This window comes from Faecalibacterium sp. I4-1-79, assembly GCF_023347235.1.
Lineage (GTDB): Bacteria > Bacillota > Clostridia > Oscillospirales > Ruminococcaceae > Faecalibacterium > Faecalibacterium tardum.
On the sequence record NZ_CP094467.1, the window covers coordinates 2364127 to 2377354 of the forward strand.

General features: G+C 49.0%; 12 protein-coding genes, 4 tRNA genes and 2 rRNA genes. 8 read left to right on the top strand and 10 right to left on the bottom strand.

All coding sequences use genetic code 11. The annotated features are described in order from the left end of the window. Positions 1–34: 34 nt before the first annotated feature. Both MTP36_RS11700 and MTP36_RS11705 read right to left on the bottom strand, forming a co-directional pair. Positions 35–646 carry a class I SAM-dependent methyltransferase gene (locus tag MTP36_RS11700; protein ID WP_249250828.1) on the bottom strand — a complete coding sequence of 204 codons (612 nt, stop codon included), beginning with the start codon at positions 644–646 and terminating at the stop codon, positions 35–37. 246 nt (positions 647–892) lie between these two features. Beyond that, the gene (locus tag MTP36_RS11705; protein ID WP_249254450.1) at positions 893–1150 is read right to left on the bottom strand and encodes a zinc transporter; all 258 of its coding nucleotides are present in this window, start codon (positions 1148–1150) and stop codon (positions 893–895) included. A gap of 201 nt (positions 1151–1351) precedes the next feature. Here MTP36_RS11705 and MTP36_RS11710 point away from each other — a divergent pair, with 201 nt between their 5' ends. Further along, on the top strand, positions 1352–1630 hold the full coding sequence (locus MTP36_RS11710; protein ID WP_249250830.1) for a hypothetical protein: 279 nt from the start codon (positions 1352–1354) through the stop codon (positions 1628–1630). Positions 1631–1883: 253 nt separating this feature from the next. Here MTP36_RS11710 and MTP36_RS11715 read toward each other — a convergent pair whose 3' ends face one another. Then, on the bottom strand, positions 1884–2039 hold the full coding sequence (locus tag MTP36_RS11715) for a hypothetical protein (protein ID WP_249250840.1): 156 nt from the start codon (positions 2037–2039) through the stop codon (positions 1884–1886). A gap of 1059 nt (positions 2040–3098) precedes the next feature. Between MTP36_RS11715 and MTP36_RS11720 the strand changes: the two genes are divergently transcribed. The 7 genes from MTP36_RS11720 to MTP36_RS11750 all read left to right on the top strand — a co-directional run bounded on the left by MTP36_RS11720 (position 3099) and on the right by MTP36_RS11750 (position 8953). Then, positions 3099–3428 carry a PadR family transcriptional regulator gene (locus MTP36_RS11720; protein ID WP_129872468.1) on the top strand — a complete coding sequence of 110 codons (330 nt, stop codon included), beginning with the start codon at positions 3099–3101 and terminating at the stop codon, positions 3426–3428. After that, positions 3425–4012: a DUF2812 domain-containing protein gene (locus MTP36_RS11725; RefSeq protein ID WP_249250848.1), complete on the top strand. Its 588-nt coding sequence runs from the start codon at positions 3425–3427 to the stop codon at positions 4010–4012. The genes MTP36_RS11720 and MTP36_RS11725 overlap by 4 nt, the downstream gene beginning before the upstream one ends. A gap of 43 nt (positions 4013–4055) precedes the next feature. Beyond that, positions 4056–4343 (top strand): hypothetical protein, encoded by a 288-nt coding sequence (locus MTP36_RS11730; RefSeq protein ID WP_243114903.1) that lies wholly within the window; start codon positions 4056–4058, stop codon positions 4341–4343. 12 nt (positions 4344–4355) lie between these two features. Then, positions 4356–5324 (top strand): hypothetical protein, encoded by a 969-nt coding sequence (locus MTP36_RS11735; protein ID WP_249250850.1) that lies wholly within the window; start codon positions 4356–4358, stop codon positions 5322–5324. A gap of 994 nt (positions 5325–6318) precedes the next feature. Beyond that, entirely contained in the window at positions 6319–6603 is a 285-nt protein-coding gene (locus MTP36_RS11740) for a hypothetical protein (protein ID WP_117949378.1), read from the top strand. Positions 6604–6767: 164 nt separating this feature from the next. After that, positions 6768–7232 (top strand): hypothetical protein, encoded by a 465-nt coding sequence (locus MTP36_RS11745; RefSeq protein WP_249250852.1) that lies wholly within the window; start codon positions 6768–6770, stop codon positions 7230–7232. Continuing rightward, positions 7229–8953 carry a recombinase family protein gene (locus MTP36_RS11750; RefSeq protein WP_217212037.1) on the top strand — a complete coding sequence of 575 codons (1725 nt, stop codon included), beginning with the start codon at positions 7229–7231 and terminating at the stop codon, positions 8951–8953. The genes MTP36_RS11745 and MTP36_RS11750 overlap by 4 nt, the downstream gene beginning before the upstream one ends. Before the next feature lie 159 nt (positions 8954–9112). Here MTP36_RS11750 and MTP36_RS11755 read toward each other — a convergent pair whose 3' ends face one another. The 7 genes from MTP36_RS11755 to MTP36_RS11785 all read right to left on the bottom strand — a co-directional run bounded on the left by MTP36_RS11755 (position 9113) and on the right by MTP36_RS11785 (position 13133). Then, the gene (locus MTP36_RS11755; protein WP_249250862.1) at positions 9113–9364 is read right to left on the bottom strand and encodes a DUF6061 family protein; all 252 of its coding nucleotides are present in this window, start codon (positions 9362–9364) and stop codon (positions 9113–9115) included. A gap of 168 nt (positions 9365–9532) precedes the next feature. Next, positions 9533–9608 (bottom strand) — tRNA-Lys (locus MTP36_RS11760). Between the two features lie 3 nt (positions 9609–9611). After that, positions 9612–9686: transfer RNA gene (locus MTP36_RS11765), tRNA-Glu, on the bottom strand. 7 nt (positions 9687–9693) lie between these two features. Continuing rightward, a 5S ribosomal RNA gene (gene rrf, locus MTP36_RS11770) occupies positions 9694–9810 on the bottom strand. Between the two features lie 126 nt (positions 9811–9936). Further along, positions 9937–12771, bottom strand: a 23S ribosomal RNA gene (locus MTP36_RS11775). A 206-nt stretch (positions 12772–12977) separates the two neighbouring features. Further along, positions 12978–13054 (bottom strand) — tRNA-Ile (locus MTP36_RS11780). 3 nt (positions 13055–13057) lie between these two features. Next, positions 13058–13133: transfer RNA gene (locus MTP36_RS11785), tRNA-Ala, on the bottom strand. Positions 13134–13228: the final 95 nt, after the last annotated feature.

The following is a 13228-nucleotide window of genomic DNA, read 5'->3' on the forward strand; positions in this document are numbered from 1 at the left end:
TTTTCGTTCCATGCTCCGTCCTCCTTACACTATTTCACCGCTTTTGCGCCGTAACGCACAGCCAGCCCTTTTTATTTTTGTGGCTTTGGATCTTACAGAATCCTGCTTGTTCCAGATACTCTTTCAGTGCAGTATCCGCATAGATGGCCATGCCATCGATGATCTGCGTCCATTTGTCGTCTTTTGTCGTTTCGCCGTTTGCTTCGTTACAGATGAAAAAGATTCCGCCGGGCTTCAGTACTCGATAGACCTCTCTGAAATTCTGCGCAAGTTCCGGCCAGAAATAGACCGTTTCAAAGGCGGTCACCACATCAAACTGCTCCGCTTCAAACGGCAGTTCTGCCACACTTGCCTGTTGCACGGTACACCGTCCTGCCGCAATGGCTCTGGCATTGACCTTTCGCGCTTTTTCCACGCTGACGGCTGAGTAGTCGATGCCCTTCACCTTGCCGTTGGGGCACAGTTTCAACAGCGTTTTAATGTTCGCTCCACCGCCGCAGCCGCAGTCCAGCACCATGGCATCCGGGGCAGGCTGTAAAAAGCGCAGCCCCCATTCTGCCATTGCGCTGTGTCCAAAGTTCATCATGGCGACCATGATCTTCCCGCCAAGGCCTACGGGCTTTCGAGTGTTTTCAAAAAAGGACATAACGCCACCCTCTTTCTGTTTACCGTTCACAATGCAATGCTTTTTACCAGATGCGCCCACTGCTCCGGGTGACAGGCCAGCAATTCCTCGTGCTGCAAGTTAGTCAAAGTTAACTTTCTGTTCTATAAAAAGCCGCTTCTCAGCGGTCCTTCTGCCAAAATAATACGCCCTGCCGTCTCCTCTGTCAAGAAGTTTAGGCATTTTCGGAGATTCCGAAAGAGATTTCGCCTTCGAGGGCTCCAACCGTCACCCCAGTGCCACATCCAGCACCATCATCACGCTGAAGCCCACCGCAAAAAACACCGTTCCAACGTTGGAGTGCTGCCCCTGCGACATTTCCGGGATCAGTTCCTCCACCACCACATACAGCATGGCTCCGGCGGCAAAGCCGGTGAGGGCGCGCTGGATGCCGTCACGCAAAGCGTTTTTCAAAAAGAACACACAGCCTGCCCCAAGACTTGTGCCCAGAAACGGAATCAGGATTCCCCAGAATGCGTCCTGCATGATGTAATACCCCCTTGCAATTAAATGCAACTAACCGCATAAGCAGTATACTGCGCTCCGGCAAAAAGGTCAAGGACTTTGCGGTACTACAAGCTCGGCGAGACCCCTGCCTACTACATTACCGCATGGTACAATCTGCTGAGCGGCAAGTGAGAGTTTGGCAAAGTCCACGCCACCGAGACTACCGTAGAGGGTGTTACTGTGGAGCTGACCACCAATGGCCGCCACGCGAATTACGAGATGAAGCTCTCCGGTTTTGATCTGGACACCAGCACCAACAAGGTCTACGGCGTGGTGCTGACCGCCGCCGATGGCAGCGAGTACGGCCTGCATCATGTGACCAATATCTGGCGCGGCACCGAGCTGGGCTTCAATACGGACGAGCCCTACCTTGCGTCCATCATCGGCAAGACCGTCACCCAGATCACCTACTACACCGCCGATGGCGTGTATGTTCTGCCGGTCAGCGTAGCGTTGTAAAGTCGCGGGCAACTGCCTGATTTAGCAAAATACAGTACAAAACGGCAAGGTTTCTTGATTGCTGGAAACCTTGCCGTTTTATAGCAGCCTGCGTCTTTAATGCACAAACACTATCCGTAAACTGCATATCGTAAAAATGTCGTTTTGATAGGCACTATTTTTGAAAATTGCAATAATGGTCAAAATTGCAACATCCTGTTGCTGCCGGCAATAGAAAGATCTACCGCAGACAGAAAATGGGATTTGTTCTGATTCACATAGCGTATTTTTCCCTAAAGCCACAAGATGTGTCATGCTTTTCTCGCTTCACTTCAACAAATTTTTCAAAACCCTCTTGACGCATTCTATATGCCGTGATATTTTTCTTGTAAATCCCATTGATTTTGTGGATTGGTTCAAATTCATCCACAAGATGTGGTCGTGTTCATTTTGAACACAGGCACAGAAAGTGGTTGGTTATCACCGTGAGGCCCACCACTTCAGTGAGGGAAAGTCCGCAAAAGAATTTACCGCCCCGCAACACACCCGATCTATTTTGCTGCCGATTCACCCGACAAAATCATCGCTGCGCTGCATTGGCGGTATTTTTCTTTTTTCACAAATAAAATCTTATGTAGTTGTTCGATCTTCTAAAATTTGTTTTCAGTTGTCGACAGAACAACTTCAAAGTGTTATTCTTGTGCTTGAAAGAAGCCGGACGTAGTGTCCGCACTGCGCCCGGCTTTCTTCATACCGCACCTTGATTCCTTCATAAGCCGTCTGAACGTGATACCGTGCCATGACCTCACACTTTCCGTGAGCGAGCCGGAAAACGCCGCTGCACAAACAGGGGCAGGAACTTCGTTCGGAGCAAACGGTGATCAACATACACGAGCAGCGGAACTCTCTACTTATTTTTGCGTCTTAACAATTCGGAAACAATTACCCAGAAACGGTTTTGAGCGCAGCGGTAGAGGGCAAGAACCGTCCCGTGGCCACAAATTCTCAATTCTTGAAAATGTTCTGTCCATCCGGGACTTCACTTCTCAAACTCCTGCGAGTTTTCCAAGTGATCTTGTTGGGGTAGCGCTTGTCGGGGCCACGCTCCTCCATCTACTGTCGCAGACCGCGCTGCCGCTTAAAAGCCCCACTGGGGCTTTCATTGCTGCGCTGCGCTGCGCTTCGCAAACGCGGTCCCACCCCAAACCCTGCTCATGGTTCACACCTGACGGTGCGAACAGCAACGGCGTGTCGTGCTTACATAACTTCACCGAGAAGTTATCGAACAGACAGGAGGTACAATGACCAAAACGAATGTTCAATCGCCCCCTAGCAATTCCCAGCACCACGACACGCCGAACAACAAAACAAGAATAGAGTAGACCGTTCTTTTTTCACACATCCCTCAAATAATTTTTCTGAATCCGCTTGACGAATACTACGTTTAGTGATATGTTTATTACAGTAACCGTAATAAGGAGGTCAAACCATGCGAGATAATACAAAAGGTGGTGCGCTTACAGAAGTCACCTTTTATATTTTACTCTCTCTTTATACGCCAAAACACGGATACGCCGTCATGCAATTTATTGAAGAAAAAACAGGCGGGCGGCTTTCCCTAGGCGCAGGCACTTTATATGGAGCATTAAACTCTTTGCAGGACAAGAAGTGGATTGAACCTTATGGAGATAGTGAGGGAAGAAAAAAAGAATACCACATTACAGCACAGGGAAAAGAAATTGCAGAAAAAGAGCTTGCAAGACTAAACGAACTTGTACGCATCGCAAGTGAAATTATTGGAGAGGTACAGACAGTATGAGTAAAAAATGCTATCGCTTCTTTGGTGGATTGCTAAAAGCACAGGCAAAATGGTTAAACAAAATGTCCGAAAAAGGCTATCGACTTGTCCGGACAGGAAGAATGCTCTATGAATTCGAAAAATGTAATCCCGATGAAGTGGCCTATTGTGTAGAGTTTATTGGAGAAAAATCAAAAGAGAACGCAACGGACTACGCTGATTTTTTGGAGGATATGGGCTACAAGGTATTTTTCAAGAATATCAATCTAAACTATTCTGTCGGAAAAGTTCGATTGCGTCCATGGGCGGAAACGGGCGGTTGTATTGCAACAAACGCAACAACTTTTAACATGGAACTATTGATTGTAGAAAAATCAAACGACGGAAAACCTTTTGAACTCCATACCTCTTATGACGATAAAGAAAAATACTACCGCACTTTGCGTAACCCATGGCTATTCCTGCTGCTCCTATTTGCACTGTTTGCGATTATCAAGCATTCTATTGTCTTGGGTATTTTTTCATTGGTTTCTGCAATTCCCAGCATTCTATACCAGCTCCAAATTATAAATGTCCGACAAAAAGCCAAAACGTGGGAAAAATAAATAACAATCAAGAGGGTGACAACAAAAGCTGTCACCCTCTTGATTGTTATTTATAGAAATACAAAAAGATTGCCCCGCAGCCTTTGAGGAGCAGCACCATGCAGAGCTGACAGTATACCGGGCAGTAGCAGCCTATTTCAAGGCAAACGACATCACCAAGCTGCCCAGCCCGAAAAAGCTGGAAGCCGAGTATGCGCAGTTGGCATCCGAAAAGGCAAAGTTCTACGAGCAGTACAAGGAAGCCAAGGAAGAACTGCTCAAACTGAAAACCGCAAAGCAGATTGTTGTGTCCTTTTTCCGGGAGGAAAAACCGGCGCAGCAGGAGAGATAAAGGAGTGTGCGTATGATCAACTTGAAAATCGACCCGGAGTTCCAGTCCCAGATTCCTCCTCTGACCGATGATGAATTTAAGCAGCTTGAAGAAAATATCCTGAAAGAGGGCAAGCTGCTCTCTCCTTTGATCGTTTGGAACAATACACTTGTTGACGGTCACAACCGTTATGCGATTCTTCAGAAACATCCCGAAATCTGCTTTTCTACCATGCCGCTCCGCTTTGCAAATCGTGAGGAAGCACTCGCCTGGATTTGCAAGAATCAGCTGGGGCGGCGCAATCTTTCCCCCGAACAGAAACGTTACCTGCTGGGGAAGCAGTACGAATCTGAAAAGAAAGCCGAGAAAATCTTTCACGGCAACCAGTACACTTTAGCAAAGAAAAGTGGTGGGTCTCACGATGATACCCACCACTCCGGCAAGAAAACCTGCGACCGGATCGCAGAGGAAAACGGTGTCAGCCGTGCCTCCGTTCTTCGTGCCAGCCACTATACACGAGGCATCGACATCGCAGATAATCTCTCTCCCGGCATCAAGCAGAAAGTCTTTTCCGGCGAAGTGAAGTTCACCAACGAAGAAATGTCCAAGCTTGTACAGGCAAGTGTCGAGCATCGTTCAGATGTCCTTGCTCAAATCCTGCATCCAGAGGCATTGGAAGTGTTGGAATCTGCCAGCGCAGAATTTGAACCTGAAATAGCGGAACCCGTCCCCATGCCCACACCACAAACAGAAGAATTTCGGTGCTATCATGTACCGGACGAGTTTATGAAGGTTTACAAATCTTTGAGCCGTGCGACCGAAATGATGAAAAACTCATGGAAGAAAACGCTCAAAAACAATCCCAGCTATTTCACTGACCCGGAAAAGCAGAAGGTTCTCCGCTTCGCAATGCAACGTCCTGCCCTCTATCTGAATGAGCTGGAAGCCTACATGGAACAGATTCTCGCTGAAACCCTTGAAGAAGCTGAAAAGACCGCATAACGACAGGCACTTGTAAGCCATCAACGAGCCACCAGCCGCAAGAGCAGGGCGGAAAGCATCCGCGCCCTTGCGCCTGATAAAAATTGGAACTTTGATTTTCTCGCCCGAATTTGCCACGGTGGGACGATCAAAGGAGCGTGCGTTTGAACAAAAAGAAAAAGTCCACAAACACTTCCCCTTATCCCGATGAAGTCATCGACCGTCTGGCACGGGCATTCTACCCGGCCATCCTTGCCTGCTGGAACAGCGAGGAAGGACAGCGGTCACTTGTCGGGGCGGAGGCCCCTCCATCTTGCTAACGCAAGACCGTTCGGTCGCTCAAAAGCCCCACTGGGGCTTTTGTTGCTACGCAAACGCGAGCTTGCCTATGGCAGGCAGAGCAGGCTCATCATGCAAACAACGAAAAACAGGAAGTTCCCGACTGCTGGGTATCCGTAAAACAGTTTTCGAAAAATGACACGGCAACTGCCTGTCAGGATTGGTTACGGAGTACCCGGCTAGGCCGAGGAAGCATCAAGTCCCATGTCCGCACCGTTAAGGTGTTGGGTATGGGGCTTTTTGCATTTCAGGAACGTATACACCTCTGGAAAGGTGTAACACACTAGACTTTGTACCAAAGTCGTGTGCCAAGGGTGCTGCGCCCCTTTGGAATCCCTGCTCACATCGCCTGTGGGCGATGTGGATTCGCCGGACAGAAAGCTCTCACAAAGGTGCACCGGGCTGTCTGCGGCGAGGAAAAGGCACTTCTGCGGAAGTGTAATAACCCACTATGACGCTTTCAGCCCTGCGGTCTGCAAAGTGTAGTGGGCTCTCCGAGGGGGAAACGGCTATATAGGGTGCGCTTCGGGCAAATCGCTGCGTACGTGCGTACCAATCTCTCGTACGCACGTACGCAGTAAAACGGCTAAAATCTCCTATATAGGGGTGTTCTTCTGGAAATCAATATGATATACTCAACTTAACCAACCATCAACTAATAGGAGGCGGTAATATTATGGGAAAAACTTTTGTGTGTAGCTTATGCCGTAATGGAATCATTGGCGGTGGTTTGTACATTGATGAACAGAGCGTTACATATTCAACTCAAAAGCTCACAGTCAGTCCACTGTATCGCAACCTTGTATTGCCCATGAACGAGATAAGGGAACTTTCATGGAGTCAGATGGTCGTTCCTGTTGCAGCAATTTCCATGAAAGATGGAGAATGTTATAAATTTATCATATATAACAAATCAGGATTTGAAAAGGCATATAAGCAATATAGCAACCACCAAGAATGAAATCACCTAGCAGGGTTTGGGGCAGGCACGCCCCAACAAGAAGCTGTCCCAAAAGGGCAAGAATTTTCAAGAATTGAAAATTTGTGGCCACGGGACGATTCTTGCTCTCACGAAAACCCATACTTTTTGAAAATCCGCTTTTCGCAGCCAAAGGAGGATGCACCATGAAAAAAGAAATCGAAGCCTTTGTCAACGCAGCCAACGAGCAGGAGTTGGAAGCCGCATGGAATAACCTCTCGGCAGAGGAACAGCGAGTTTTCGAGCAGCTCATGGAGGGAGAACCACCCGAAGATGCACTGGCATTTTTCGCACAGCTGTATGATGATGCCCCGAAAGAGCAGACCAGCGAGACTGTGAACATCTCCGAAAATGAAATCTATTTCAAGCGGAAGCCCTTGACCGAAGAGCAGAAGAAACACAGCTCTTATGTGGACGAGAACGGCAACCTCCATGTCAAGAACCTGTCCGCTTTCTGGATTCCAGAACTGACCACCACGGAGAAAGTCGGTCACACCACCTACACCGTGACCGGCAGCTATGAGGGCAAGGAGTCCTTTTTGAAGAAGCTGGAGCGCATTGTTGCCAAGAACGCCCAGCAAAAATTTGAAGATGAGGGTGCAGACGAATGACAACTGCGTCCAATTCTGCTATACTTGACCCGGTAACCAATCCTGTACCGACAGTTGCTCCACAGAGTAAGGAGGACACAACAATGTCTGGAGCAACGAATAAAATCACCGCACTTTACTGCCGACTGTCGCAAGAGGACGCACGGCTCGGCGAAAGCCTGTCCATTGAGAACCAGAAGGCTATTCTTCTGGAATACGCTAAGAAGAATCACTTTCCGAACCCGGTGTTCTTTGTGGACGATGGATATTCCGGCACGAACTACGACCGCCCCGGCTTTCAGAGTATGCTGGTCGAGATTGAAGCGGGGCGTGTAGGAATCGTTATCACGAAGGATTTGTCCCGACTGGGACGCAATTCTGCCTTGACAGGTCTGTACACAAACTTCACTTTTCCCCAGTATGGCGTTCGCTACATTGCCATTAACGACAACTACGACACCATTGACCCGAACAGCGTAAACAACGATTTTGCGGGCATTAAGAACTGGTTCAACGAGTTTTACGCCCGTGATACCAGCCGCAAGATTCGGGCTGTTCAGAAGGCCAAGGGAGAGCGTGGAGTACCGCTGACGGTCAATGTGCCGTACGGCTATGTGAAAGACCCGGAGAACCTGAAACATTGGCTTGTTGATCCAGAAGCGGCTGCAATCGTGAAGCGCATCTTCTCCATGTGCATGGAAGGCCGTGGCCCGACCCAAATTGCAAACCAACTGTGGGTGGACAAAGTTCTGACTCCCACCGCCTATAAGTTGAGCCATGGCCTGAGTACGAACTCACCCGCCCCGGAAGACCCTTATCGCTGGGATAAAAGAGCAGTAAGTTCGATTCTGGAACGCCTGGAGTACACTGGCTGCACAGTCAACTTTAAGACCTATACTAACTCTATCTGGGATAAAAAGAGACATCTGAATCCCGTGGAAAATCAGGCTATCTTCCCGGATACACATGAGCGCATTATTGACGATGATGTGTTTGAAAAGGTTCAGGAGATTCGTAGCCAGCGTCACCGCATGACCCGGACAGGCAAGAGCAGCATTTTCTCCGGTATGGTCTACTGCGCTGACTGCGGTTCCAAGATGCAATATGGTTCGTCCAATCACAGGGACTTCAGTCAAGACTTCTTTGATTGCTCTCTGCACAAGAAGAACGGGAGCAAGTGCAAGGGACACTTCATCCGGGTAAAGGTTTTGGAGGGCCGTGTGCTAAGCCATGTTCAGCGGGTGACGGACTACATCCTCTGTCATGAGGACTACTTCCGCAAGGTCATGGAGGAGCAGCTTCGGGTGGAAAGCACCGAAAAGCTGACTGTCCTGAAGAAGCAGCTTGCCCGGAATGAGAAGCGGATCGCAGACCTCAAACGGCTGTTCATGAAGATTTACGAGGACAATGTTAACGGAAAGCTTAGCGATGACCGCTTCGACATGATGAGTCAGAGCTACGATGCCGAACAGAAGCAGCTGGAAGAGGAAGTTCTCTCCATCCAGCAGGAAATTGAAGTACAGGAACAGCAGATCGAGAATATTGAAAAGTTCGTCCAGAAAGCGCACAAGTACGTTCATATTGAAGAACTCACCCCTTATGCTCTCCGTGAACTGGTGTCGGCCATCTATGTGGATGCCCCGGATAAGTCCAGCGGAAAGCGGGTGCAGCACATCCATATCAAGTACGATGGGCTGGGGTACATCCCTCTGGATGAACTGGAAGCAAAAGAAAAGGCGTGACCGAAGTCACGCCAAATCTTCCCCATTTCGGGAGCTTTTGCAAATACTATTTTATGGGAACTCTGCTACGGGGAACGCCCTGTTGTACATATCGTTATCGTATGTGGATTTTGGCAGGGTGTGTCCTATTCAGGGGCGCACCCTGTTTTTGTTTTGCCCTTAATCTTCTAGCCCATGGCTTCCAGCCATATTCTTCAAATATTCCTCCGGGTCACCGTTCAGAATCAAATCGGCATAGCCCAGCGGATCGTTGTAGATGAGGTAGTCCAGTTCCATCCTCTGCGCCATGGTCACGTCCAATTCATCCTCGACCCCAGTGCAGTCAATGGAGATCATTCTCCCATCCCGGAGCAGCAGTTCCACGCAGCCGGTGTCCATGTTGAATTTGCAGGTTCTTTCATCGTACTTCATACTCGTGTCCTTTCTACCTTACGGCACTCTTACCATGGTCTGTCCTGCTTTTTTGTGATAAGGTCTAGGACGTTTTTCGATGAAAGCAAGGGATTCGTTCTGTTTTCCGAAGAATACAAAAAATCCGAACCCTTCTCCTATCGGAAAAAAGTTCGGATTTTGTTGATGTGGTGCACCTCCAGGGACTCGAACCCTGGGCCCACTGATTAAGAGTCAGTTGCTCTACCAACTGAGCTAGAGGTGCATATGGTGACCCGTACCGGAATCGAACCGATGTTAAAGGCGTGAGAGGCCTCTGTCTTAACCGCTTGACCAACGGGCCACATAAAAGTCGGCGACTACCTATTTTCACAAGCCGTTTCCAGCTAACTATCTTCGGCACAAGTAAGCTTAACTTCTGTGTTCGGAATGGGAACAGGTGGAACCTTACCGTCATCGACACCGACCGATTTGACTGAATCAGTATAACACATTTCTGTGCTTCTGTCCAGTATTTCTTAGAAGGACGTGCCTTCAAAACTGAATAATCACTGCTGACATTTTTTCGTTGACTTAAAAGTCTCAAGCGAATTGTGGTCAAGCCCTCGACCTATTAGTACATGCTTGCTGAATGGATCACTCCACTTACACATCATGCCTATCAACCTTGTAGTCTTCAAGGGGTCTTACTTGTTTGAAACAATGGGATATCTTATCTTTGGGTCGGCTTCACGCTTAGATGCTTTCAGCGTTTATCCGATCCGTACATAGTTGCCCAGCTATGCCCTTGGCAGAACAACTGGTGCGCCAGAGGTACGTCCGCTCCGGTCCTCTCGTACTAGGAACAGCTCCCATCAAATATCCTGCGCCCACGACAGATAGGGACCGAACTGTCTCACGACGTTCTGAACCCAGCTCGCGTACCGCTTTAATTGGCGAACAGCCAAACCCTTGGGACCGAATACAGCCCCAGGATGCGATGAGCCGACATCGAGGTGCCAAACCTCCCCGTCGATGTGGACTCTTGGGGGAGATCAGCCTGTTATCCCCAGGGTAACTTTTATCCGTTGAGCGATGGCATTTCCACTCACATACCACCGGATCACTAACTCCAACTTTCGTTACTGCTCGACCCGTCAGTCTCGCAGTTAGGCTCGCTTCTGCGTTTGCACTCTTTTGCTTGATTTCCGTTCAAGCTGAGCGAACCTTTGAACGCCTCCGTTACTCTTTAGGAGGCGACCGCCCCAGTCAAACTGCCCACCTAACAATGTCCCCCGCCTTGATTCAAAGGCGCAGGTTAGAATTCCAATATCGCAAGGATGGTATCCCAACGGCCACTCCACAAATGCCAAAGCACTTGTTTCCCTGTGTCCCATCTATCCTGTGCATGCAACATCGAAACCCAATATTAGGCTACAGTAAAGCTCCATGGGGTCTTTCCGTCTTGTCGCGGGTAACCGGCATCTTCACCGGTACTACAATTTCGCCGGGCGGGCTGTCGAGACAGTGCCCAAATCATTACGCCTTTCATGCGGGTCAGAACTTACCTGACAAGGAATTTCGCTACCTTAGGACCGTTATAGTTACGGCCGCCGTTCACTGGGGCTTCGATTCAATGCTTGCACATCTCCTCTTAACCTTCCAGCACCGGGCAGGCGTCAGCTCGTATACGTCATCTTTCGATTTAGCACAAACCTGTGTTTTTGGTAAACAGTTGCTTGGGCCGATTCTCTGCGGCTCCATCTCTGGAGCACCCCTTCTCCCGAAGTTACGGGGTCAATTTGCCGAGTTCCTTAACAACCCTTCTCCCGTTGGCCTTAGAATCTTCTTCCTACCTACCTGTGTCGGTTTGCGGTACGGGCACCGCAGAAATACACACAGCTTTTCTCGCCATCTTCCATCCCGGACTTCGGTACTAACTTCCCTCGATCGCTACCGGAACCAACACCCGGCTCCGAGACTTCAAATGTGTCCCTGTGTTTAACTCTTTTGGTGGTGACGGAATCTCTACCGTCTGTGCATCGGCTACGCCGTTAGGCCTCACCTTAGCTCCCGACTAACCTGGAGCGGACGAACCTTCCTCCAGAAACCTGAGGCTTTCGGCCATGCAGATTCTCACTGCATTCGCGCTACTCATTCCGGCATTCTCACTTCTATACACTCCACAGCCGCTTGCGCTACTGTTTCACCGCGTATACAACGCTCCCCTACCCAATACATTGCTGTATTGCCTAAGCTTCGGTGTCAGGTTTAGCCCCGTTAAATTCTCCGCGCAAAGACGCTCGACCAGTGAGCTATTACGCACTCTTTGAATGTGTGGCTGCTTCTGAGCCAACATCCTGGTTGTCTACGTATCTTCACATCGTTTTCCACTTAACCTGACTTTGGGACCTTAGCTGTAGATCTGGGCTGTTTCCCTTTTGACAATGACATTTATCTGACACTGTCTGACTCCCAAGCATCAATACTCTGGCATTCTGAGTTTGATAAGCTTCGCTAACCTCTCGGCCGCTAGGCTATTCAGTGCTTTACCTCCAGGTATCTAACTTGAGGCTAGTCCTAAAACTATTTCGGGGAGAACCAGCTATCTCCGGGTTCGATTGGAATTTCTCCGCTACCCACAGTTCATCCGCCGCCTTTTCAACGGAGGTCGGTTCGGTCCTCCATGGAATTTTACTTCCACTTCAACCTGACCATGGGTAGGTCACCCGGTTTCGGGCCCATTGTATGCAACTTAACGCCCTTTTCAAACTCGCTTTCGCTTCGGCTCCAGACCTTAAGTCCTTAACCTTGCTGCATACAATCGCTCGCCGGACCGTTCTACAAAAAGTACCCTATCACACTTTGACGTGCTCTAGGTGCTTGTAGGCACAGGGTTTCAGGTTCTTTTTCACTCCCCTCCCGGGGTGCTTTTCACCTTTCCTTCACAGTACTATACGCTATCGGTCACTGGGTAGTATTTAGGGTTGGAGGGTGGTCCCCCCGTATTCCGACCAGGTTTCACGTGTCTGGCCGTACTCTGGAACTCGCTCAGCTCTTGTCGTTTTCACCTACGTGGTTCTCACACTCTCTGACCGGCCTTCCCATGCCGTTCGGTTAACAACTTAAGTCCTAAATGCGGTCCGTACCCCGGAAGTATTTCTACTCCCGGTTTGCCCTCTTCCGCGTTCGCTCGCCACTACTTACGGAATCTCGTTTGATGTCTCTTCCTCGCCCTACTTAGATGTTTCAGTTCAGGCGGTTCCCTCGATATACCTATTTTTAAGTTCAGTATAACGTACCTGAGTATGAACCCAGGTGAGTTTCCTCATTCAGAAATCTCCGGATCAATGCTTATTTGCAGCTCCCCGAAGCTTATCGCAGCTTATCACGTCTTTCATCGGCTCCCAGTGCCAAGGCATTCGCCCTGCGCCCTTGTTCGCTTGACCTTTCAAACGTTCTTTAAGAACATTTGGTATCCTCTTGATTCTCTCTTGCCAACGAAGATTATTGTTACCCTTCCTTTTGAAATTGTAATATTTCTTAAAAAAGAACTTACTATAATCTTTGTTTCGCAGTTATTATTCAGTTTTCAAGGTACGTCTTGGTGATGTCTTTCAAAGTCCGGTCTCCCGGAACTCTGACTTTCATCACATGGTGGGCCAAAATGGACTCGAACCATCGACCTCACGATTATCAGTCGTGTGCTCTAGCCAGCTGAGCTATTGGCCCATGTGGTGGAGATTAAGGGAATCGAACCCTTGACCCCCTGCTTGCAAAGCAGGTGCTCTCCCAGCTGAGCTAAACCCCCACATAAGGTTTTGAGTAACTCCTTTTCAGGGCCCTCAAAATCGAACAATATCTACTTAAACTTTAACTTATCACCTGTTCCAATGACCGACCATC

Bases quoted from the DNA above. Each gene is read 5' to 3' on its own strand.
- MTP36_RS11745 (WP_249250852.1), top strand. From the start codon at position 6,768: ATGAAAAAAGAAATCGAAGCCTTTGTCAACGCAGCCAACGAGCAGGAG.
- MTP36_RS11750 (WP_217212037.1), top strand. From the start codon at position 7,229: ATGACAACTGCGTCCAATTCTGCTATACTTGACCCGGTAACCAATCCT.
- MTP36_RS11705 (WP_249254450.1), bottom strand. From the start codon at position 1,150: ATGCAGGACGCATTCTGGGGAATCCTGATTCCGTTTCTGGGCACAAGT.
- MTP36_RS11755 (WP_249250862.1), bottom strand. From the start codon at position 9,364: ATGAAGTACGATGAAAGAACCTGCAAATTCAACATGGACACCGGCTGC.
- MTP36_RS11735 (WP_249250850.1), top strand. From the start codon at position 4,356: ATGATCAACTTGAAAATCGACCCGGAGTTCCAGTCCCAGATTCCTCCT.
- MTP36_RS11700 (WP_249250828.1), bottom strand. From the start codon at position 646: ATGTCCTTTTTTGAAAACACTCGAAAGCCCGTAGGCCTTGGCGGGAAG.
- MTP36_RS11720 (WP_129872468.1), top strand. From the start codon at position 3,099: ATGCGAGATAATACAAAAGGTGGTGCGCTTACAGAAGTCACCTTTTAT.
- MTP36_RS11740 (WP_117949378.1), top strand. From the start codon at position 6,319: ATGGGAAAAACTTTTGTGTGTAGCTTATGCCGTAATGGAATCATTGGC.
- MTP36_RS11725 (WP_249250848.1), top strand. From the start codon at position 3,425: ATGAGTAAAAAATGCTATCGCTTCTTTGGTGGATTGCTAAAAGCACAG.